Consider the following 23,457-nt stretch of genomic DNA (forward strand, 5'->3'; position numbering starts at 1 on the left):
GATGGATTTACTATTACTTAGTACAGCATTTCATTAATTCGTAGGGAATTAAATTTGACAATACCTTGCAATGCCAATGCATCCCAATACAATATTGATGCGTGCCCCTGCAATGCCAATGCATCCCAATACAATATTGATGCGTGCCCCTGCAATGCCAATGCATCCCGATACAATATTGATGCATTCCCCTGCAATGCCAATACATCCCGATACAATGTTGATGTGTCGGTCGCATTGTTAATGCATCCCCCTGCAATGCCAATACATCCCCTTGCATTAAAAACGCTACGCTTTTACGCAAAACTGTACTTAGCAAATAGCTACTGTCAACCTTCAGTAATGGGCTTCTCCTGAGTACTAAGTATAATTCCACGGGTAAATGCAGAGCGATCGCTAGTTAAAAATCGTGAAAAAGAATGTAGAGATATAGCACTGCTACGTCTCTACAGGGCTTATGAATGATGAATACTTGATTTCACCAGAGTTTATTAGAGAACTGGGTTGAGTAGCTGTCAATAAACAAATTTATGTCTAGGGTGGGGCAGCACCCACCCCAAATTGTTATCCAATTACCTCAGCAGTCTTCTTCTCATCCAACTTGAGAATCAACACACCCAAAGGTGGTAAACACAAATCCAGTGAATAAGGATGACTGTGCAAAGACCACTCATCTGTCCATTTACCACCTAAGTTGCCCATATTACTGCCGCCATACTGACGGGCATCACTATTAAACAACTCGGTATAAAATCCCTTTTGCGGTACACCGATGCGGTAGTGAGAATGAGGTTGCGGTGTAAAATTGCAAACCACGATCGCAAAATCATCAGAATCCTTGTCACGACGCATGAAGGAAACTACACTATGGCGATTATCGCTACAGTCAATCCACTCAAACCCCGGTTCCGCAAAATCCTGGGTGTACAAAACTGGTTCAGAACGGTAAAGATAATTCAAATCGTGGAAAAACGTTTTTAACTGTTGGTGAGCTTCATGCTGCAATAAATGCCACTCCAAATCTGTCCAATCATTCCACTCACTCCACTGTCCAAACTCCATGCTCATAAACATGGTTTTCTTGCCTGGGTGAGCAAACATATAGGTAAATAAACAACGCACACTAGCTAGCTTCTGCCATGTATCCCCTGGTATTTTACCAATGATATTGCTCTTGCCATGTACCACTTCATCGTGGGACAAGGCCAGCATGAAGTTCTCACTGTGGTTGTACCACATACTAAAGGTGATATTGTTTTGGTGGAACTGACGGAACCAAGGATCCATGCTGAAGTAATCCAGCATATCGTGCATCCAGCCCATATCCCACTTCAAGTTAAAACCCAGTCCGCCTGTATAGGTGGGCCAAGATACCATTGGCCAGGAAGTGGATTCTTCAGCAATTGAGAGAACACCGGGGAAATAGCTAAAGATAATGTGATTTACCTGACGTAGAAAATCTGCTGCTTCTAAATTTTCTCTGCCACCGTACTGATTGGGCAGCCATTCTCCTGGTTCGCGGCAATAGTCGTTATAGAGCATCGAGGCAACAGCATCGACACGAACCCCGTCAATGTGGTACTTGTCAAACCAGAAGAGAGCATTTGCTGCTAAGAAATTACTAACTTCATGGCGACCGTAATTGAACACCAAAGTACCCCATCCTTTATGTTCGCCTTTGCGGGGGTCAGCGTGTTCGTATAGGTGACTACCATCAAAGAAAGCTAAACCATGTCCATCTTTGGGGAAGTGACCGGGAACCCAATCCACAATTACCCCTATATCATTTTCATGACATTTGTCAATGAAATACATCAAATCTTCGGGTCTGCCAAAACGCGAGGTAGGGGCATAGTAACCAGTTACTTGATAACCCCAAGAACCATCAAAGGGATGCTCCGCAATGGGCAGCATTTCTATGTGGGTGTATCCTAATTCTTTAACATAAGGAATGAGTCGGTCAGCTAATTCTCGGTAGGTAAGGAAGCGTGCGCCCGGCTTTAGTCCAGAAACGACAACTACTGGTTCAGTTTCACCATTGGGAAGTTTAGCTGGTTCTGCACTCGAAGCGTGTAACCAAGAGCCTAAATGCACTTCGTAAACTGAAACTGGCTGAGTTAAGGGGTCAGTGTGACGCCGCTTTTCCATCCAGTTTTCATCACTCCAACTATAAGCATCTAAATCAGTGACAATGGATGCCGTTTTCGGGCGAAGTTCTTGCTGGAAACCATAGGGATCGGATTTTTCGTAAATGTGTCCTTCAAAATTTTTGATTTCATATTTGTAATGCTCTCCCACACCGATTTCAGGAATAAATAATTCCCAAATTCCAGTGCGGCCTTTACGCATCTGATGTTTACGCCCATCCCAGAGGTTGAAATTTCCCAGCAATGAAACATTACGAGCGTTGGGTGCCCAAACAGCAAAATAAACGCCCTTAACGCCGCCTATTTCCGTGGGGTGCGCTCCCAGTTTTTCATATATCCGGTGATGGTTACCTTCACTAAACAAATGCAAGTCAAAGTCTGTCAAGCGGGGAGAACGGAAAGCGTAAGGGTCATAGATGACACGCTCATGTTCTCCTTCTTTAATCCGTAACTGGTAGTTTGCCAGTTCGGCAGTTTCAATGGTGCATTCAAAAAAGTGAGGATGATGCACTGTTTGCATTGGGTATTCCTTGCGTTCTTCAGGCAAAACGACCCACGCTGCACTTGCATTTGGTAGGTAGGCCCGCACAGCCCAGACGGTTTTGCCGTCTTGCTCTATGGGATGAGAACCTAGTATTTCAAACGGATCGTTATGTTGATTCCAAACGATGCTGTTAACCTGTTCAGGGGCGATCGTGGTCATGGACATGAAGCTACCTAAATGAAATAACGTGATTGACTAAATCTACTTTTTTAATATCTATATATATTCTTTACATTTATTTGCAATTTTGTCGCCACCGTTATCCTACATCAGAATGGGGTATTGGGCATGGGGCATGGGGCATAGGACAAATGACTAATGACGAATTTATCAAAAATTTAAAAATGGGAAAAACTGCAATAATGTTTTACGTATGCGAAGCAAGAAAATCTGTTCTCGAATTTTGGGGTCTAGTTTTGGTGGCGGGACTTCTTGCAGGTGGGCTTGTAATTGGACATACTCGGCAGCTGTTAGGAATCTTCCATCAATAGGCGATCGCGCTTCTATAATAATCTTTGTCCGTAATATTTCTTCTGGGGTATCCTCTGGTGGCGGTAATGCTATTGCTACCGATCTCCAATAGCTACTTAAGACAACTAAAGTTATAGTAATTACAATTAAACTCAGTAATTTTACATACTTTCTCGTTTTAACTCTCCTCATCTCCTGAACTACGTTCATAACGCAGGATGAAAATCTGTTTTTTCCATGCCCAATGACGCCACTTGCTCCACTTGGGGAGCCACCCCCGTGGGCGGGTTTCCCGACTTGAGGAGCCACTGCGTTGCGGTGAGGGGGTCGCAGTCTTGGCGGTTCCCGTCGATTGCGAACCCCCGAACCCGAAGGGGGGTTCCCCCCGTTGTAGCAAGTGGCGTGGGAGTGGCGTGAGACCCCAAGACCGCAGTGGCTCCCCAATGCCCTTCAGGAGTGCTGAGTGCTGAGTGCTGAGTGGGGAATCTCACTTCTTTACTCGCTTGCCGAGGAACTCGAAACTCAGAACTGTTTTGCCCAATGCCCAAATTTTCCCAATAAAAATCTGGCAATATCAAGGGAGATTACCAGGTCTTTCCTGATACGGAATAGACTACAGGAATGCTCAAGAGCAATTGCCAGCGATCGCGATAAATTGTTTTGCCTTCTCAAAACTCAGTAGTATAAGCAATTTTAAATGCCAAACGAGGGAAGTATCTTGTCTACAAAATAGTTTAGACTCACTCAACTCCCTTGAATTGGGAACAAGGTTTGATCGGGCGGGAATTTTAGGCGGACACTTGGTAGAGGACGTAACCCTCTTTACCAGTGTCCTTTACTTCCTACTCTACTTAGTTGATATTTGAGCAAACTTTAGGCTCAGATAAACCTACATAAAAATGCGGTTTTTTTCGCTAACCTAATTAATTCGAGCTATGTAGTGAGGAACACTGTCACTAAGTAGTTCTGGGCGTGATTTAAACTAAAGTTTAAGATGCCTTACTTAGGAGGGGGAGTAGTTGCGCCAGTTGTAGGAGCCGCTGAGGGATTCGTGGCGGGAGGCGTGGCCGACTTACCAGGTGCATCAGTTGGTTCACCTGTAGCAGCTGGAGTAGCAGTACCAGCACCATCACCACCGCCACCTTCACAAGCCCCAAGAAATGCAGCCAGACTTAACATTAGAGCCAAACCAAAGATTTTTGTTTTCATAACTCCTCTTTCACCAATTATGGCTAGAACAATTTTTCACCTGTTGAATACGATACCGTATTTATTGCTTTTTTTAAATTCTGCGAGATTACATACTTAAAAAAAACAATCTTTTGGGGTATTGTTTTTGGAATTACGTATCCTGATTAGTTTCTCTTAACTCAGGAGCAAAACGAAAATTAGCAATTTATTTAGCAAATGGAGCTATGATAGCAAAAAATTTTATTTTTTTCACAGAGTATTGCATCTGGCTACCCGACGTTGCCATACTTTAGGTGCGATACCTAAAAAGTAAGCTGTCCAGTTTCTAATCGCTGATTGCAAACATTGATACAGCTACCTATCACAAAAGTTAAAAGGGTGTAGTCTGTTATGTGTGCTTGTTGCACAGATGGTTATTTTAACCTTAACAAATACAGACAATCAAGACAATCAATCGAAAGTGCAGTATTTCCCATCTAAAAAAATTTAAAAATTTATGGTAATTGCTCGTAAATCTACTGTTTCTCCAAGAGGTAATTGGTTCCGGCGAGATTCTATCCCTTCTTTAGGGAGGCGACGCTCTGCGCGCATGGAGTCAAGAACACAGAGCGCTTCTACACCACTATCCTCTCAAAGACAACAGCGTTTATCGAAAAATTTAGTGGTTTCTCCCACAAATGAGGCAGTTATAGCCAAATCGGTGAAAAAGTTGGGCGGACAACAATTACTAAATCTTAATGAGCAATTGAATGCGAATCAAAAGATTTCGGGGGAAGGTTTTCTTGGGCTTCCCACAATGCCTAGTTCTGGAGCCGCACCTTTGTGGTTGCTGCGCTTGTATACCTTTCATCGTTATACGTCAGTTTTGGCATTCTTGTTAGTAGCATCGACACTTGCTGTTTATGCTTGGACAGTCTATTCTCAAGAGCTTTGGGGTCAGTCATATCGCAGACTGCAAAGCCTTCAACATCGTGAACGGCTGCTAACGACAACCAACGCGACGCTGAAAAATAAAATGGCTAATGAAGCAGAACAACCAACAGCAGGGCTAGTATCGCCAACTCCTGAAAGGATGATTTTCTTGCCTCCAGCATCTGGGAGTCCTAAGCCAGCATTGCCTAACACAACACCAAATTCTGAAACGCAACCGCAAACACTCTCGCCACTGGGATACTAATCCCTAAGAGTCATTTGTCATTTGTCATTAGTCATTAGGACTGAGACTTCTGGTTAATCACAAAAGGCAACAGACAAAGCGCAAAGTCAAGCCAGTCGCAAGGGAAAGGGTTTCCCGACTTGGGCAAACTGGCGTTGAGCGGAGGTTTCCTCCGAACAGAACTTTGTAAGAGAGAACAAAGGACGAACCCAATGCAGAAGTCACCAAGGAAAACAAAATTCAAAAAGTTTCAGAATCCAGGATTCACAGGGCGACACAAGGGTGATAAACGAGGGCTTTTGGGAAAATTAGCCTCTAATATGCAAGACCAAACATCCAACACTAAGTCTCGACTGTTCATCGTCTGGGGCATATTAATGGCATCAGGGTTGGGGTTGGCTATTAATTTGTATAATTTACAAATTGTCAAGGGGCCAAAGTTAACTGAGCAGGCACGCAACCAGCAAATGGTAAATTTGCGACCTTTTATGCCCCGTCGCCCAGTGATAGATCGCAATAGCGATCTGTTGGCGATTGACCGTCCTGTATATACTTTATACGCTCATCCCAAGCTGTTTGATAAGTCTAATGAAGAGATGGCAGAGCGACTTGCCCCAATTTTGGCAAAAGATACTGCTGAATTGGTGAAAACTTTTGAAAGTAAAAGAAGTGGAATTATCCTGGCGCCAGCTTTACCAGAAGAAATTATTGATCGCGTCATCTCTTTGCGCTTAAATGGCCTGGAGTGGATTCAAAAATACTCTCGATTTTACCCACCAGACGATTTGGTTGCCGATGTGGTGGGCTATGTGAATGTTGACCGTCGCGGTCAAGCTGGTGTGGAATACTCTCAAGAGAAGTTGCTAGAACGTCCTGTGCAAACGGTGCGGCTCAGTCGGTCGGGGAATGGGGACTTGATGCCAAATCGGGCGCCCGAAGGTTTTTTGCATTTTGATGATTTGCGATTACAACTTACTATCGATAGCCGTCTGCAACGAATTGCTCGGATTGCACTCAAACAACAGATGGAGAAGTTTGATGCCAAACGTGGGGCGGTAATTGTCATGGATGCATTGGATGGTTCCTTACTCGCCCTCGTTTCTCAGCCTACTTATAATCCTAATGAATACGCTAAAGCTAATATTTCACTATTTAAAAACTGGACAGTAGCGGATCTTTATGAACCGGGATCGACTTTTAAGCCTTTGAATGTAGCGATCGCTCTGGAAAATGGCATCATCAAACCAGATGATATGTTTAATGACTCCGGTTCTATTCGAGTCGCTAATTACACCATCAAAAATGCGATGAATAATAGTAATGGGCGAATCAGCATCGCTCAGATTTTGCAATATTCTAGCAACATTGGCATGGTGCAAATTATCCAACGTTTAAAGCCTTCAATTTACTACAACTGGTTAGAACGTTTAGGGCTAGGACAAAAAGTTGATACAGATTTACCTTTTGAAGTCGGCGGACAGCTCAAAAGTCAAGAAGAATTTATCGCTTCGCCAATTGAACCAGCTACTACTTCCTTTGGACAAGGCTTTTCCATGACACCGTTACAGCTAGTGCAAATGCACGGTGCTTTAGCTAATGGCGGTAAGTTAGTTACACCCCATGTAGTTCGCGGGTTGATTGATAGCAAAGGGCAGATGCATGATTCACCCACTCACACCATCCCCCGCCAAATTTTCTCAACTGCAACAACTCAAAAGGTTGTAGAAATGATGGAAACTGTTGTTACTCAAGGCAGCGGCAAGCCGGCACAAATTCCGGGATATCGCATTGCTGGTAAAACTGGTACAGCCCAAAAAGCTAGTCCCAATGGCGGATACATCAAGGGTGCTAGAATGACCAGTTTCGTGGCTATTTTACCCGTGGAATCTCCTCGCTATGTAGTGTTTGCGCTGGTGGATGAGCCAAAAGGAGAAAGTGCTTATGGTTCTACTGTCGCCGCGCCAATTGTCAAGTCGGTGATCGAAGCACTGATTCCTCTTGAGCAAATTCCGCCCAGTAAAGCGATTGAGCAACGGACGCAAGTGCCGTAGGGATTGGGGAAAAGAGAGGCAGAGGAGCAAAAACATTCCCCAATCCCCATTACTTTGAAACTTAATCTTCCTTTATAACCAGGGAAAGATGTACAGAAAGCTACTGGTGTGAAAACTTAAGTATTAGAGGTGAAAGTAATTTCTCACTTTTCTTCCAAAGCTACCAAAGATTCCATGCAAAGCAATTTAGTTATATTTCCTAAAGCTGAGGCTGCGAAAAATAGCACGCAAACAGAAGAAAGAACAATTACCCAGTACGACCGTGCTGAGGAGCAATTTATAGAACTGCTAGCAATGGAGGATTTGGACAATCAACTGGATGTAAAACCTGCAAGAGCTAGTGAGTTTGAACAGTCGCTCTCTACGGCAATTGGCGCTGCTTATGGAAACGATCGCTCTGATGAACAGGCTCACCGTTTTCTCCAACGGACACTTTATCGAATTAATCGGCTAAAACTGTTTTGGTACGACGATTTGCGGCATTATAACAATGAGCGATCGCTGTATTTGCATTCTTGTCGTGACCAAATTGAAGCTGCTTGGCAACAGTGGGAACTATCACAAATCGATGTGGCTGCACTGCAACAATTGGATGTAAAACAAGCTTTAATTGAGCGTGCATCTGCCGATTTAAATCCGCCTTTGTCGGAGAATAGCCGCTATATTCGTGAGGAAATGACTGAAGCTGGCTATCGTCACTTGCTAGCGATCGGCTCCTTTGATGGTTTGGTTGAAGGTAGTCGTCTTTGCTACGTATTGGGTGGTGCTGCTAATGAAATGCAGTGTACGCTGGTGCGAGTACTATTAGAAGAATACGGCAACGGTCGTTTATCCCGCAAGCACTCGACATTTTTTGCTCAAATGCTGGCTGAGTTTGGGATGAACACTGAACCAGAAGGATACTTCGATTTAGTGCCTTGGGAAGTCCTAGCTTGCGATAATCATAACTTTTTGACCACCGATCGCAAACGCTATTTCCTACGTTACAGTGGGGCGTTGACATATTTTGAGGTAGCTGGCCCTGCGGCTTATAAAAACTATCTGGCGGCGGCACAACGCTTGGGACTCTCAGAGGCGGCGATGGGTTATTGGGAACTGCACATCAGGGAAGATGAACGCCACGGTCGTTGGATGTTGGATGATGTAGCTTTGCCTTTGGCAGAACGGTATCCCAATGATGCGTGGGAACTGCTGCTTGGCTATGACCAGGAAAAACAAATGGGCGATCGCGCCGCTCGTGCTGTTTTGCGATCAATACGCGAAGCAGAATAAGCTGCTTTACTCGGATGAGCAATCCCAAAAATTATAAATAGCAGGTTATTTTTAGCATTTTTTAGCATTATTTTAATTTGACATTACTAAGTCATTTTATTGCTAATTTTCCTGCAAACAAATTTCTTTAGCATCCTTTTGCTAAAGGAACTGTTTTTTATTGCCTGAATACAAGGTAATAAATAACCTCCTAGTACATTGATTATACACTACCGTTGAATTGTAGTCAAATGAAAGATATCTTTTTTTGTCCTGAAGAATCTAATTTCTACTCAAATTGCTTAGAAAATTTTGTTATTAGAAATTGTAAAAATTCTGAATCTATTGTGGAGTTTGGTTCAGGAGATGGCAGCCCTGTAATTAATTCCTTATTGAGAAACAAGTTTGATGGAGTCATCCAGGGATTTGAATTAAATACTTCTGCATGGAAAGTCGCAAATTCAACTATCGATGAATACAATCTCACTGATAAATACATCATTCACAATTCATCTTTGTTTAATTCTTTTCAACCCGATGCCGAGTATCTTGTAGCCAATCCACCCTATCTCCCCGCACCAGATAACAATATTTATATGCCACTCTTATTTGGTGGTGTAGATGGAGCCAGTGTTACCAACAAGCTTTTATCATTAGATTATGAAAATGTATTGGTTTTAATATCTAGCTTTTCTAATCCAATCAATACGTTGAAGGTAGCAAAACAAAATGGTTATTATGTTCAAAACTTCATGATATTACCTTTGCAGTTTGGCTACTATAGCTCTGACCCCAAGGTAAAAAAGCACATCGAAAAACTCAAAAAAAATCAGATGGCATTTTATTCTGGCAATTACTATTTTTTAGCTGGAGTTTTATTTAAAAAATGCCAGGAGTCTGTAATTGATTTATCTAATCAATTAGCTCAGGTGATGACTAGTTTGTGAAAATCGAGAACAACTTAGCAGTGATGTCATCCCTTGCCGAAAGTAACGTCAGTTCGGGTTAAGGACTCAAATTTGATTGCTTGGACGAAAGAATAAGGGTTTCACACTGTGAAAATTAACGACCAAATCAAAATTTCAGCTTATCCCGAACTCAGGTTAAAGTACGATGTGTCTCGAAGCTCGGCCTAGAGACATATCTCAAAGATTTTCAACAAGCATTTTTATAAATGCATATTCCCAACTGATTATTTTTCTGCTTGAAGTTATTGCATTAACTTCTTTGTTCTATGGGTGCACTGCTAGAGCGAGATTTGAGCTTGAACGTTGCTAATAAAATTACACCAGCACCGAACGACAAAATAGGAAAGCCTGAAGTTGGTTCAGCTACAGAGACAGATGAGGTTGGCGTTAAGAGGAAAGCATGTAATTCACCATTAACTGCACCACGACCGACAATTTGTCCATTATTATTAATGGCAGATGCTGCTGTCAAGGTAAAGCCAGCATCTGAACCAGGAGCAATCAGGTCATTTAAGTCGTACAGAGTCTTATCACTATAAAGAAAAGCCCGTAAACCATTGCCATCTGCGGCAAAAAAGTTATTATCAGTGCCAGAAAACCCGACTACTTGACCCAAATTATTGATCCCCAAACCAGTACTGAATAAATCTGTAGGACGTAACCTACCGAGGTCTTGGAGTCCCTTGCTGGAACTGTACAAAAAAGCACGAGTATCACTTACGCCAGTGAGTCCCGAACTACCAACTACTTGTCCTGAGTCATTAATATCGTTTGCTTGACTGTACTTGTCACCAGGGAAGGTACCGAGATTAGTGATTATACCGTTGTCGGATAAAAAGGCTTGGTTGGAATAACCGAAAATGCCAACTACCTGACTTAGATTATTTATGCCATAGGCAACATAATTTTCTTTTAAATTATTGTTAATAATAGTAGTCGTACCATTACTGTATAGGAAAGCGGCTCCGTAGGGAAAGGCAAGTTTTGGGAATATACCGCCACCACTTGTACCGCCAACCACCTCACCTGAGTCATTGATAGCATAAGGAATGCCTTTAAGACCGGTATTTTGCGTTGTTCCACCACTGTAGATAAAGATGTTATTATCACTGTCGGTCTTACCGATGGAATTACCAACTACTTGCCCCAAGTTATTGATACCACTCACTGCAAGTTGACTATCACCAGGTAAAGGACTAATTTTTTGGAGCGAACCATTGCTGTAAAAAAAAGAACCCCTTAAAGTATTAATAGCTACCTCACCTGAGTTATTAATATCTGTAGCGTAACTGAAAGGTTCTCCTGTAAGATTGCCTAAGTCAATAACTGAGTATAAAGATACCGCCAATGCCGACTTGGATGCAATAAGACTGATTGTGGTGAAGGTTATTGCTGTTATACAAGATTTCCACTTAAATAAAACCATGTTACTTTGCCGTAATTTTCTATTACCCTATTAAATTACCACTGAACAGTAGGGTGGCAAGCTGCCGTATCTGGGTAGTCGCTAAATACGCCATCAACACCTAAGTTGAAAAATAGTTCATATTCACCTTGAGGATTTCCTTGAAAATCCAGTGGTAAAAAACAGTCTTCATTGCGGAAAGTCCAGACATGAACTAGCAAACCAGCCGCATGAGCATCAATTACCAAAGATGTAGGCGATATCTGGCGACAAGCCGCTCCGCGTCTACGCAATTTACCATTGTTGTCTCTAGGAACCAGTAAATTTTTATGAATCCCAATCGCCTGTGCATATTTAGCAATTTCTGCTAAACCTGATGCTGTGACTAAATTTGTATAGGTGCGTTCACAGCCACTAACGACAAAATCATAAGGTTTACCACTGTTATTCAACAATTGCACTAGAGGTAAATCAGTCTTTGTGGATAAATCTTGTAAATTACTTACTTCAAAAGACTGAATAAAAACAGGTGCATTAGATCCCTGATAACCATTGGCTGTTAAAGTTGCAAGTAGGGGTGCTTCTAGGGCTAACCCAATAGATTGAAAGTAAGTTGGGTGCTTAGTTTCTGGGTAAATGCCAATTGTCCGATTAATTTCGCCACTTTTAACCTTGACTAAATCGATGATTTCTTGGAGCGTGGGAATTTCTAAAAGTCCATCATGGGCGGTATTTTGCGATCGCAGTTGGGGAATTCGCTCTTTAGCTCGTAGTGTTTTCAGTTCTATTAGGGTAAAGTCTTCAGTAAACCAGCCAGTTTTTGATTCGCCATCAATTATTTTGGTGGTTTGCAGGTGAGCAAATTCTGGATAGCTTGCAACATTGGTGGTTTCAGAAATCTCATTTTCGTGACGAGCAATTAAAATACCATCTTTGGTGGAAACTAAATCAGGTTCAATATAATCAGCCCCTAGTGCGATCGCTAACTCATAAGCAGCTAAAGTATGTTCAGGACGATAGCCGCTAGCACCTCGGTGGGCAATGATAATTGGAGATGCGTCTTGCAAAGTTCTAGTCATTACTTTACCCACCTACACACAAGCAAGTTATTTGTACCATGTCGTCAAGAAGCAGTGCGTTACTAGGGTTTGATGCTGTAGCCCTTACGTCAACTAATAGATATCCTTGAGCAACCAGTTTGTCAACCGTATTGGGTTAACTATATTACGTTAGTAAGTATTAAAGGTGTATAAATCTAGTTCCAATACATCGATTGAGAGCCTGAAAAACTCATAATTCAATACAGTTTAGTTCTTTATCGAAACCATAAAAAAGTAGTTTTAGTCTTGCGATCGCTACTCAACCTACAATTATTTTTAACTTAACTCTAAATAAGTCAAGACAAATAAAACTGTCTAAAAAAGTTATAATTTATCAATGGCATGAGTTTCAAGAATTTTTACCTTTAATAATATAGTTATGTTTATTCTCACTGAATTAGTTTTTAGCTGATAGTTTAATTATTCTTAAATTGGTCAAACAATAAATAATACTACACTAAATAGATAAAGTTTTAGTACTATTTGGAAAACTAATTATTGAACAAGAAGTATTGCTATTAAATAATAAATCTGTCATATTTAAGAATCTTATTTGATACCTGCTTCAATCCAATTATGTTTAACACACTCTATAAAACTCATATTTGGTTTTCATAAAACTCAGTACATATCTATTTTTTTATTCTGTGTTACCTACCCATGCAAGTAAATTTAGGAATTAAATCGGATTTATAGATAATTAGTTTGTTTTATTGTTCTCTAATAGTAATTTAACGATGAATAGTCTGCAATCTGCTAAACCTCCAAAACTTAATAGTTGTAATAACCAAGTTATCCTTGATTACTTTGAGAATGCTTGGCAACTGGAAGATATGTTATTGAAAAGTCTAGTTGGGGAAGAGACATTTTATCTCAATCCTGACCCTTTGAGAAATCCTCTAATTTTTTATCTAGGACATTCAGCTATTTTCTACATCAATAAATTAATTCAGGTGGGATTATTAGAAAAACGCCTCAATCCAGAGTATGAAATATTGTTTGAAATTGGAGTAGATCCAGAAAAACCAGAGGAGTTGAATGCAGCGATTGCTCATCTGGAATGGCCGCAAGTTGCACAAACTTGGAAGTATCGAGAACAAGCATATTCTGTAATTTCCAAGTTAATTAAAACAACCCCAATTACTCTGCCAATTCATCCCAATCATCCCCTTTGGGCTTTAATGATGGGGATTGAACACCAACGTATTCACATTGAAACTTCTTCGATGTTAATTCGCCAACTGCCTATTGAAAGAGTGAAACGTCCTCAAAATTGGCAATATGCCCCTTTTAATGGTTATACTTCTGAGAACGAAATGATAGAAGTTGCTGGTGGGGTAGTAAAATTCGGTAAAGCCTTAGATGATTCAACTTATGGATGGGATATTGATTATGGCGATCGCACTGTTGAAGTTGCACCCTTTCTCGCCAGTAAATATCTAATTACTAATGCCGATTTTATCTATTTTGTCAAGGCTGATGGCTACGAAAATCAAGAATATTGGGATGAAGAATCTTGGAATTGGAAAAATCGATACAATATTCAATGTCCTAAATTTTGGTTACATGAAAATGGTAGCTACAAATATCGAGCCATGTTTGATGAAATCGACTTACCTCTAGATTGGCCTGTAGAAGTCAATCATTATGAAGCAATGGCTTTTTGTCGTTGGCAAGGGAAAGATACTCGCTTAATGAGTGAACCAGAATATCATTTAGCAACTTATAGTAATAGTTTATTAGATGATGTCGAAAATTATAATCTCAATTTAAAATTTGGCTCCCCTAGTCCCGTTGGAATGTTAGAAACAGCCAAAAGTTCTTCAGGATTGTACGATTTGCGTGGTAATGTTTGGGAATGGTTGAGTAATAACTTAAACCCTCTTTCAGGATATCAACCTCATTTTCTTTATGAAGATAATTCTGCCATCTTTTTTGATGATAAACATCAAATGATGTTAGGAGGATGTTGGATAACTAATGGTACAGAAGCTTTAAAATATTATCGCAACTGGTTCCGCCCCAATTTTTATCAGCACGCTGGTTTTCGGATTGCTCAAGATATCAAAGATTAACATAAACACAGCGATTAAAAAGCACAATACATTAGGAGATGGTGTGCTGAAAATTAATTACAGCATCAACCAAACTCAATTTCAAAATATAAACGCTCTAGGTAAGAAAAAAACTTTGCTAGCAGGCTGTAAAGGGCCTTCGTGTTATTAAGCCTTAGCGTTTTTTATTTCATCCTAATAAAAAAGCTGTTTAAATCACAACCAGCTTTTTTATTAAGTTAGATTAGGTGCAATCGCTAATAAGAGTGCTAGTTTTGCTTCAATGTCGGGAAATAACCTTTTCCCGACTTTTACAGAAAGTCTAAGCCATTGTGTGTTTATACTAATGAAGGCACAACTTCAATGCTTAAGCCTTTTTCAACCAGCTAAACATAGCGCGTAAATCTTTACCAACTTCCTCAATTTTGTGTTCAGCTTCTTTGCGACGCATGGCGGTAAATCCTGGTTTACCAGATTGGTTTTCCAAGACAAATTCCCGCGCAAATTGTCCAGATTGAATTTCGCTGAGAATCTTCTGCATTTCAGCTTTGGTTTGTTCGGTGACAATGCGGGGGCCACGGGTATAATCGCCATATTCAGCTGTATTAGAAATACTGTCGCGCATTTTGGCTAAACCACCTTCCACAACCAAGTCTACAATCAGCTTGACTTCATGCAGACATTCAAAATAAGCCAATTCTGGTTGATAACCAGCTTCTACCAAAGTTTCAAATCCGGTTTTGATTAAAGCACTCAAACCACCGCACAATACCGCTTGTTCGCCAAATAAATCTGTTTCGGTTTCTTCGCGGAAAGTCGTTTCCAGAACACCAGCGCGAGTACCACCAATACCTTTAGCATAAGACATGGCGCGATCGCGTGCCTGACCACTGGCATCTTGATAAACTGCAAACAGCGCTGGTACGCCTTCACCACTTTCATAAGTCCGCCGTACCAAATGCCCGGGCCCTTTTGGTGCTACCATCACCACATCTATGTTAGCTGGTGGTACGACTTGCCCAAAGTGAATATTGAAGCCGTGGGCAAAAGCTAACACATTCCCTTCTTCTAGATTCGGTTCAATCTCGTTTTTGTAAATTGTTTTTTGAACTTCATCAGGTAACAAAATCATAATGAAGTCAGCAGCATTGGCAGCATCTGCAACATTCTTCACAGTTAACCCAGCTGCTTCGGCTTTTGCTACTGACTTACTACCCGGATATAATCCCACAATCACATTCAAACCGCTATCTTTGAGATTGAGAGCGTGGGCATGACCTTGGGAACCATAGCCAATGATAGCAATAGTTTTTCCAGCCAAAAGGTCTAAATTGGCATCTTCGTCATAATACATCCGGGCCATAGAAGCATCTCCTGTCAGCAAGCATCGTCATTATCTTGGCAGGCTTACGATTGTACCCCAAATTGAGTAACACAGATGAATTATAAATTATTCAATTTATCTCTTTGGACTGAGGGGATGGGGAGAGGAGCAGGGAATCAAGAGACAAATGACAAATAACAAATGACACACTCTGTTACATAAATCGCAACAATCCAGATTTTAAGTTTTTCCTCAGTAATACTGGGATTAACTTCATCCATCTGGGGGTAGATTATGTATACTTTGACTAAATTACCGCGCACATCTGCTTTATTTATAAGTGCGTTATTAGGAGGGGTAATTTTCACCAGCTGCGCCTCTTCCAAACAGATGGCAAATAAGTCTGCACCTCCAATTGCAGCCAGTGGCGCAGTAAATCAATTACCTGCTGGTGAAAGCAGTCTTTCCCAAAAGGCGGAAGCTGTACCAATAGCGCGTTCTCGTCCTCAACTCATCAAAAAGGCAGCAATCTCTTTGACTGTCAACTCTGTAGATCGGACTATTGATGCCGTTTCGCAAATTATTAATCAACAGCAAGGGGATTTAATCGGGTTGAAACAACAACAACCCAAAAACGACAACCCGCGTTACACAGCAACAATTCAATTGCGGATACCAGAGAATCGGCTAGAACCTACTCTAGAACAATTAGCTAAATTGGGCACTCTTGAGAGTCGTAATATCACTGCCGAAGATGTGGGCGATCGCCTGGTGGATTTCCAAGCTAGATTAACGAATTTGCAAAAAACTGAAGCCAATTTGCAAAAAATTATGGATCGGGCAGGTTCAGTCAGAGATGTGCTTAGTGTTGCCCAAGAACTGAGTAATGTCCGACAAACAATAGAACAAATTGATGCCCAACTCAAAAACCTACAAAATCAAGTTGCATATTCCACCATTACGCTGAATCTAGAAGCAGCAGTTTCTAGCACCAGTCCCCAACCTGCCTTGGGTTTGCAAGTTCAAGAAACTTGGAACAACTCTACCCATTCTTTGAGGGCATTTTCCGTTGGCTTACTTAAGCTGGGTATTTGGTTAATTGTTTACAGTCCCTATTTGTTAATTTTTGCTGCTCTTGTCTATGGCTTTAGGCGTTGGCGGCGAACTCATTCACCACGTTTGGCACAAACACCAGAGTCAACTAGTTCTAACTAAACTTGTAAGCTAATGCGCCTATATATTGCACAAACTCCGTATAGACCGTCATTAGTCATTAACTGAAGTGAGATAAACCTGTTAACGGCTTTAGGCGATCGCCTATTATAAAGGATTAGCCTCTGTCACCACTTCTGGCAGTGGAGCCAACTCTGTTTCATCTGGCACACTAGCAAAGCAACCGTCGCGCCAATCGGCTTTTGCTTGCTTTATTCGTTCTGGTCGGCTAGAGACAAAATTCCACCATTTATAACGTGTACCCAATGGCTCACCGCCAATTACAATACACCGAGCAGCGGCAGCAGCAGAAACCTTGATTTCATGACCTGGCTCTAGGATGGCGAGATGGTATGCCTTTAGCGGTTGATCGTTAATGCTCAAACCCTCTGTAACACTGTATACTGCTGTTTGGGAATAAACAGTGGGGATAGTGAAGTGAGCATTGGCAGATAACACCACATCTAAATAGAGGATGGGTGAAAAAACTTTCACAGGAGAGGTATAACCATGTGCAACTCCTGCAATGAGTTTGATGGTAACGCCATTCTCTTCCCAGGTGGGAAGGGTTTGGGCAGGATAATGAGTAAACCTTGGCTCGGTTTCTTCGTCTTCAACAGGCAAAGCAATCCAGGTTTGAATACCATGAATGGTGGCTTCGTTGTGACGTTCACTGTCGGGAGAGCGCTCTGAATGTACAATCCCCTTACCCGCCGTCATCCAGTTTACTGCACCCGGTTGAATTGACTGTACAGTACCTAAACTATCCCGGTGCATGATAGCACCATCAAATAAATAAGTGAGCGTTGCCAGATTGATATGAGGATGTGGTCGTACATCAATCCCTTTGTTAGTCGGTAAAACGGACGGGCCAAAATGATCGAAAAAAATAAAGGGCCCGACCATTTGCCGATGAGGATATGGCAAACTACGGCGAACAAAAAAACCGCCTAAATTTTTGGCTAATGGTTCAATCAGTTGAAGTATTGCCATAAGTGATAGGGGTGATGGGTAAATGCTAAAATTATTATAAGTAGATCCGTTTAAGAAAAAGCTAACCTTTGCGAGCTATCTATTTGTGTTGTACTATCCATTTGCTTATCTTGGCAGGAGTGATCGCTTCACTCCATCCTCTTAGATTCTTCAAATCAACATTACAATAGCCCAGAAGATAGATACATTTTTTAAAAGTTGGAGCAAACTTGTAAGAACAACTTTAACTATTCAAGAATGTGTGTCAATGTGGTTGAAATATGGTGTAAATGAAGATGGGATATTGATATGTATTGAAGATATCAACAGGGGGAAGACTTCACTTAAGTGTCCTTATTGCCAGGGTGGTTTACTTGCTAAAAAAGGCAAGGCAAAAGAACACCATTTTGCTCATCATGGAGAAACTTGTCGCCCCGTAGCTAACCGGGAATTTCCAACTCTGCCACTGTATGATAGTTTCAATGTTCAGTTATCTGGCAAGGATTTGGCACAGTTAAAACTGCTTTGGCAGGAGTACGGAGTCAAAAATTACCCTATCAGTTCCTACTTAGTTACTCCTGGGTTGATAAAAGCAGGAATGTTGAGAAAAAACGTATACTTAACCCCAAGAGAGTATGAATTTAGTGATTTGGGTAAAATTCCTGTTGGAGCGCTAAAGTTAACACGATTCAACGAAGTGCAGTCGCCGCTATTACTGAAAAAGCTACTAAAGCTAGAGCTAGCTTTTGACCATGCCAAGTACAAAAATGCCCCAGACTTGGCATACAGACTCACTGATGTAAAACTGTACCGCGCTCAACTTAAACGTATATTGTCTTGTACATTATATTTTTTAGAGATTCAAACAGCCAAAGATATTCTGTATAAGATAGGAGTAACCACTAGACCGATTAAAGACCGATTAGCAGAAATCAAACTAGATTTAGCAGCACATTACCAAACTGTTGCTATTAAAGTACTAGGAACTTGGTTACACCGAGGAAATATTGAATTATATTTTAAACATCGCTATCGGGACTTTAATTATCCCATTGGCAGTTTAACTGAGTACTATAAACTTAAGATTGAGGATATCGAAATGGTGCTGCGTGAGCTGCAACAAATGCAACCTAAAATACTATCTCAAGATGAAATAGATATTCTTGAGGAGAATTCCAGCTTAATTCAAGTTGCTGTGTAGTATTCTCATAATCCCGTAGCGAAATATTATTACTTAGTAAGTGAAAGTACCTTTTATATTGCTATCCCTCCAAATACTCTGCCACTGTTGCTAAATCTTCCATTGCCCGATTCAGGCGATTTAGCAAAGCTTGGGCTACTTCTGGTTGGGCGCTGAGTGTTTCTAATTTTTCTCTTAGATGACGGTCTAGGGCTTCTATCCACAGTGACAACTCTGTGTGACGAATTGCTGTGAGTAGTCCCATATTTCTTAAAACAGCCAAATGAAATCCAAGTTGGTTTTGTCCACCGTAGCCCAAATATCCGTCCCACAGTTCCAACTTTTCTGGAGTAAATTCTACATACTGCTCAAATGTAATTCCTGCTCTTTCTAGTTGAGGTTGTGGCAGTGGAGGTTGAGAGTTAGTCATAGTAATGTTTGCAATAACTGATATCACTCTTGCTTACTACTCTAAATTCTCTGGCGCATCCGGGTTACAAGTGATGCGATTTATGTTACGTCGTCTAGCCGGCTAAAGATTTACTTTATAAATGGTCTCTTAATGCTTTTTTAAATGTAAAGAGCAATACAAAATATCTGATGACAATTTTGATACAAATCTGTTAAGAATAGTTACAATAGTCGGCGTACACGATAATATTTCTTATGGTAAATTCACTTGACAATAATCCACCCCATAAAGTAGTCATTGTAGGCGGTGGTTTTGGTGGACTTTATGCAGCAAAAACACTGGCCAAAGCGGCAGTAAACGTTACTCTGATTGATAAACGTAACTTTCATCTATTTCAACCCCTTTTATATCAAGTCGCCACAGGTGCGCTATCTCCTGCGGATATTTCTTCACCGTTGCGTTCTGTCCTCAGTAAGAGCAAGAATACGAAAGTGCTGCTGGGTGAGGTGAATAATATTGATCCAGAAGCAAAACAAGTGATTGTGGGGAACGAAGCAATACCTTACGATACGTTAATTGTCGCCACAGGTGCAAAGCATTCCTACTTTGGCAAAGATAACTGGGAAGAATTTGCTCCAGGCTTGAAAACTGTAGAAGATGCTATAGAAATGCGTAGCCGGATTTTTTCGGCGTTTGAAGCCGCAGAAAAAGAAACCGATCCAGAAAAACGCCGCGCTTTGTTAACTTTTGTAATTGTGGGTGGTGGCCCAACTGGTGTAGAATTAGCGGGCGCGATCGCAGAATTGGCAAATCAAACTCTCAAAGAAGATTTCCGCAATATCGACACATCAGAAGCCAAGATTTTGCTATTAGAAGGTTTGGAGCGGATTCTGCTACCCTTTGCACTAGAGTTATCACAAGAAGCGGAAGCATCTCTAGGGCGCTTGGGTGTGGTTGTCCAGACAAAAACATTGGTAACAAATATTGAAAATAATATTGTTACCCTCAAACAAGGCGATGAAGTTAAAGAAATTGCCTCAAAAACGGTATTATGGGCAGCAGGTGTGAAAGCTTCTGCAATGGGAAAAGTCCTAGCAGAACGTACAGGTGCAGAATGCGATCGCGCTGGACGGATTATCGTTGAACCTGACTTGAGTATTAAGGGACATCCGAATATTTTTGTAGTTGGCGACTTAGCAAATTTTTCTCATCAAAATGGTAAACCGCTACCTGGTGTTGCACCTGTAGCGAAGCAAGAAGGTGAATATGTAGCAGAACTAGTCCAAAAGCGGCTTGTAGGAAACAATTTGCCACCCTTTGCTTATACCGATTATGGTAGTTTGGCAATGATTGGGCACAATTCTGCTGTGGTCGATTTCGGCTTTATCAAGCTGAAAGGTTTCGTTGCATGGCTGTTTTGGCTGTTGATTCACATCTACTTCTTAATTGAATTTAACAACAAATTAGTAGTAATGATTCAGTGGGCATGGAACTATTTCACCCGTAATCGGGGAGCAAGATTGATTACAGGACAAGAATCAATCACGCAGTTCGGAATTGGCGATCGCAATATTTATTACACATCAGCCGATAATAAACAGCCAGTAAATATCTAGTTGGGCTTTGTTAAGTTAAGAGTTAGGAATTAGGAGTTAGGTTTCTTTCTCTGGGGGAAGTTGAAGCTACATCTACTCCAGTCTTTTTCTTCAATTTTGAATTTTGAATTTTGAATTTTGAATTGATTTCTCCCCGCCCTCATAAATTAGCAGTAAGCTGTTTGAGGGCGTTTTTTATATTTACTTATGGCAACTATTAACGACAACTACCTGAAGCTAAAAGCGGGTTATCTGTTTCCAGAAATTGCTCGGCGGGTGAATGTCTTTGCAGAAGCCAATCCTGATGCTAAAATCATCCGGCTGGGTATTGGCGATGTTACCGAACCTCTACCGGAGGCTTGCCGCACAGCGATGATTAAAGCTGTGGAAGAAATGGGCGATCGCAATACCTTCAAAGGCTACGGCCCTGAGCAAGGCTACGCTTGGTTGCGGGAAAAAATTGCCACTCAAGATTTCCAAGCACGGGGAGCCAATATAGATGCCTCGGAAATCTTTATCTCCGACGGTTCCAAATGTGACACAGGCAACATTCTAGAAATCTTTGGTCATGACAATTTAATTGCCGTTACTGACCCAGTTTACCCTGTGTATGTAGACACTAACGTTATGGTGGGAAATACTGGAGATGCCAATGATAAAGGCGAATTTGAGGGTTTAGTTTATCTACCAATTACAGCTGATAACAACTTCACCGCCAAGATTCCCTCAAAGAAAGTCGATTTAATTTATCTCTGTTTTCCCAATAACCCCACTGGCGCAACTGCTACTAAGGAATATCTCAAGACATGGGTGGACTATGCCAAAGCTAATAACTCGATTATTTTCTTTGATGCAGCCTATGAAGCTTATATCACCGATCCGTCGCTTCCGCACTCAATTTATGAAATTGAAGGTGCAAGAGAAGTTGCGATCGAATTTCGGTCTTTTTCCAAGAATGCAGGTTTTACAGGAACCCGTTGCGCGTTAACTGTAGTACCGAAGACACTGACAGCAAAAGCCGCTGATGGTTCCGATGTCGAACTGTGGAAACTGTGGAATCGTCGCCAGTCTACCAAGTTTAATGGCGTTTCTTACATTGTCCAACGGGGAGCCGAAGCGGTTTACTCTGAAGAAGGACAGGCGCAAATCAAGGGATTGGTGAGTTTCTATTTAGAAAACGCCAAAATTATCCGCGAGAAACTCACAGCCGCCGGATTATCAGTTTATGGTGGTGTGAATGCACCTTACGTCTGGGTGAAAACGCCTAATGGTTTATCCAGTTGGGAATTCTTTGATAAGTTGCTGCAAACTGTCAACGTTGTCGGGACACCTGGTTCTGGCTTTGGTGCTGCGGGTGAAGGTTACTTTAGGATTTCAGCATTTAACAGCCGGGAGAATGTGGTAGAAGCGATGAAACGGATTACCGAGAAGTTTAAAGTGTAGAGCGATCGCTTTTGTTAAACTCATTCTATTAATCTAAAGGTTACGGTGGGCTGTATTATCCACCGCAACCTAATAGATTTTGAATTTTGAATTGGAGCGAAGCGACGTGACTGCTGCTATCCCCGTTTTCAAACCCGTTAGCCAGATGCAGTTAGCACCTGGTAGCACGGTGACAATTCCTGATGTTAGCTGGGAAGAATTTGAATCTATTTTAGAAGAATTGGGAGAAAAAAGAACTACACGAATTGCCTACAGCCAGGGTACTTTAGAAATTATGGCTCCTTTACCAGAACATGAAATTCCCAAAGATTTAATTTCTGATATTGTCAAAATATTGCTGAAGGCTAAAGATATCAGATACCAACCTTTTGGTTCCACCACCTTTAAAAAGCAAGGTTTAGCAGGAGTTGAACCTGATGCTTGCTTTTATATTCAGAATTATCAACAAATGATTGGTCGTCGCCGCTTACAACCTGATGATCCGCCGCCAGATTTAGCAATTGAAACTGATGTCACATCAAAAACTACTCTTGATGCTTATCAAGCGATCGGAGTTCCAGAACTATGGGTTTACGATAGCGGAAGTCTTTCTATTTATTTGCTGAAAGAGGGGAAATATATAAAATCTAACACCAGTCCTAATTTTGAAGATATAGCGATTACTCAAATTATCCCTGCTGCGGTGGAACGTAGTTGGCAAGTAGGAAGTTTTCAAGCTTTAGAAGAATTGGAAGGGAAGATTTAGTAAATAAAAACAGGCAGTGGATGGTAGAAAATATAATTGATGTAATCTCAAAGATAAGCATTATCGAATAAATTTGTTTAGCTCCTCAACTAAAAGATGTATTGTTGTTGAAGGATTATCATTTACTGGATTGGGATAATTCAGAAATGTTGAATATCGATACAAAACTTTACATTATTAGTTAGAGTAGCTTTAAAAAGCCCAAAATAGTCAACATAACATGATTTCCTCAAACC

19 protein-coding genes are annotated in these 23,457 nt (G+C 41.2%); 10 read left to right on the forward strand and 9 right to left on the reverse strand.

Annotated elements, in window-relative coordinates; translation table 11 throughout:
- Positions 1-564 precede the first annotated feature (564 nt).
- The 4 genes from glgB to V7K56_RS31165 all read right to left on the reverse strand — a co-directional run bounded on the left by glgB (position 565) and on the right by V7K56_RS31165 (position 4,371).
- Positions 565-2,856: a 1,4-alpha-glucan branching enzyme gene (gene glgB, locus V7K56_RS31150; RefSeq protein ID WP_334917022.1), complete on the reverse strand. Its 2,292-nt coding sequence runs from the start codon at positions 2,854-2,856 to the stop codon at positions 565-567.
- Positions 2,857-3,021: 165 nt separating this feature from the next.
- Positions 3,022-3,354 (reverse strand): hypothetical protein, encoded by a 333-nt coding sequence (locus V7K56_RS31155; RefSeq protein WP_334917024.1) that lies wholly within the window; start codon positions 3,352-3,354, stop codon positions 3,022-3,024.
- Positions 3,355-3,368: 14 nt separating this feature from the next.
- Positions 3,369-3,734, reverse strand: coding sequence for a hypothetical protein (locus V7K56_RS31160; protein WP_334917027.1), 366 nt, complete (start codon positions 3,732-3,734; stop codon positions 3,369-3,371).
- Positions 3,735-4,161: 427 nt separating this feature from the next.
- Entirely contained in the window at positions 4,162-4,371 is a 210-nt protein-coding gene (locus V7K56_RS31165; protein WP_334917029.1) for a hypothetical protein, read from the reverse strand.
- 478 nt (positions 4,372-4,849) lie between these two features.
- On the opposite strand from V7K56_RS31165, the gene V7K56_RS31170 reads away from it, so the two are divergent.
- From V7K56_RS31170 to V7K56_RS31185, 4 genes are all read left to right on the forward strand, one after another.
- A complete protein-coding gene (locus V7K56_RS31170) occupies positions 4,850-5,530 on the forward strand; it encodes a hypothetical protein (protein ID WP_334917031.1) in 681 nt (226 codons plus the stop codon).
- A 191-nt stretch (positions 5,531-5,721) separates the two neighbouring features.
- Entirely contained in the window at positions 5,722-7,560 is a 1,839-nt protein-coding gene (locus V7K56_RS31175) for a peptidoglycan D,D-transpeptidase FtsI family protein (RefSeq protein WP_334917033.1), read from the forward strand.
- A gap of 174 nt (positions 7,561-7,734) precedes the next feature.
- On the forward strand, positions 7,735-8,832 hold the full coding sequence (locus tag V7K56_RS31180) for an iron-containing redox enzyme family protein (protein ID WP_334917035.1): 1,098 nt from the start codon (positions 7,735-7,737) through the stop codon (positions 8,830-8,832).
- A gap of 230 nt (positions 8,833-9,062) precedes the next feature.
- Positions 9,063-9,758, forward strand: coding sequence for a class I SAM-dependent methyltransferase (locus tag V7K56_RS31185; protein ID WP_334917037.1), 696 nt, complete (start codon positions 9,063-9,065; stop codon positions 9,756-9,758).
- Between the two features lie 271 nt (positions 9,759-10,029).
- Here the strand turns inward: V7K56_RS31185 and V7K56_RS31190 are convergent, their stop codons facing one another.
- Entirely contained in the window at positions 10,030-11,205 is a 1,176-nt protein-coding gene (locus V7K56_RS31190; RefSeq protein WP_334917039.1) for a DUF3466 family protein, read from the reverse strand.
- Between the two features lie 35 nt (positions 11,206-11,240).
- Complete coding sequence (locus tag V7K56_RS31195) at positions 11,241-12,263, reverse strand: glycerophosphodiester phosphodiesterase (protein WP_334917041.1); 1,023 nt, start codon at positions 12,261-12,263, stop codon at positions 11,241-11,243.
- A 758-nt stretch (positions 12,264-13,021) separates the two neighbouring features.
- Here V7K56_RS31195 and ovoA point away from each other — a divergent pair.
- Positions 13,022-14,359: a 5-histidylcysteine sulfoxide synthase gene (gene ovoA / locus V7K56_RS31200; protein WP_334917043.1), complete on the forward strand. Its 1,338-nt coding sequence runs from the start codon at positions 13,022-13,024 to the stop codon at positions 14,357-14,359.
- Between the two features lie 346 nt (positions 14,360-14,705).
- Here ovoA and ilvC read toward each other — a convergent pair whose 3' ends face one another.
- The gene (gene ilvC / locus V7K56_RS31205) at positions 14,706-15,701 is read right to left on the reverse strand and encodes a ketol-acid reductoisomerase (RefSeq protein WP_334917045.1); all 996 of its coding nucleotides are present in this window, start codon (positions 15,699-15,701) and stop codon (positions 14,706-14,708) included.
- A gap of 255 nt (positions 15,702-15,956) precedes the next feature.
- Between ilvC and V7K56_RS31210 the strand changes: the two genes are divergently transcribed.
- On the forward strand, positions 15,957-16,877 hold the full coding sequence (locus tag V7K56_RS31210; protein ID WP_334917047.1) for a DUF4349 domain-containing protein: 921 nt from the start codon (positions 15,957-15,959) through the stop codon (positions 16,875-16,877).
- Positions 16,878-16,982: 105 nt separating this feature from the next.
- Here V7K56_RS31210 and V7K56_RS31215 read toward each other — a convergent pair whose 3' ends face one another.
- A complete protein-coding gene (locus V7K56_RS31215; RefSeq protein WP_334917049.1) occupies positions 16,983-17,867 on the reverse strand; it encodes a pirin family protein in 885 nt (294 codons plus the stop codon).
- Between the two features lie 247 nt (positions 17,868-18,114).
- Here V7K56_RS31215 and V7K56_RS31220 point away from each other — a divergent pair, with 247 nt between their 5' ends.
- Positions 18,115-19,047 carry a GIY-YIG nuclease family protein gene (locus V7K56_RS31220; RefSeq protein ID WP_334917051.1) on the forward strand — a complete coding sequence of 311 codons (933 nt, stop codon included), beginning with the start codon at positions 18,115-18,117 and terminating at the stop codon, positions 19,045-19,047.
- A 61-nt stretch (positions 19,048-19,108) separates the two neighbouring features.
- Here the strand turns inward: V7K56_RS31220 and V7K56_RS31225 are convergent, their stop codons facing one another.
- Complete coding sequence (locus V7K56_RS31225) at positions 19,109-19,456, reverse strand: hypothetical protein (protein WP_334917053.1); 348 nt, start codon at positions 19,454-19,456, stop codon at positions 19,109-19,111.
- Positions 19,457-19,692: 236 nt separating this feature from the next.
- Between V7K56_RS31225 and V7K56_RS31230 the strand changes: the two genes are divergently transcribed.
- The 3 genes from V7K56_RS31230 (at position 19,693) to V7K56_RS31240 (ending at position 23,221) form a co-directional block, all read left to right on the forward strand.
- Entirely contained in the window at positions 19,693-21,054 is a 1,362-nt protein-coding gene (locus tag V7K56_RS31230; protein WP_334917055.1) for an NAD(P)/FAD-dependent oxidoreductase, read from the forward strand.
- 186 nt (positions 21,055-21,240) lie between these two features.
- On the forward strand, positions 21,241-22,476 hold the full coding sequence (locus V7K56_RS31235; RefSeq protein WP_334917057.1) for an LL-diaminopimelate aminotransferase: 1,236 nt from the start codon (positions 21,241-21,243) through the stop codon (positions 22,474-22,476).
- A gap of 106 nt (positions 22,477-22,582) precedes the next feature.
- Complete coding sequence (locus tag V7K56_RS31240; RefSeq protein WP_334917059.1) at positions 22,583-23,221, forward strand: Uma2 family endonuclease; 639 nt, start codon at positions 22,583-22,585, stop codon at positions 23,219-23,221.
- The last annotated feature ends 236 nt before the right edge of the window (positions 23,222-23,457 follow it).

The sequence above is a fragment of the Nostoc sp. genome, from assembly GCF_036917535.1.
GTDB lineage: Bacteria > Cyanobacteriota > Cyanobacteriia > Cyanobacteriales > Nostocaceae > Nostoc.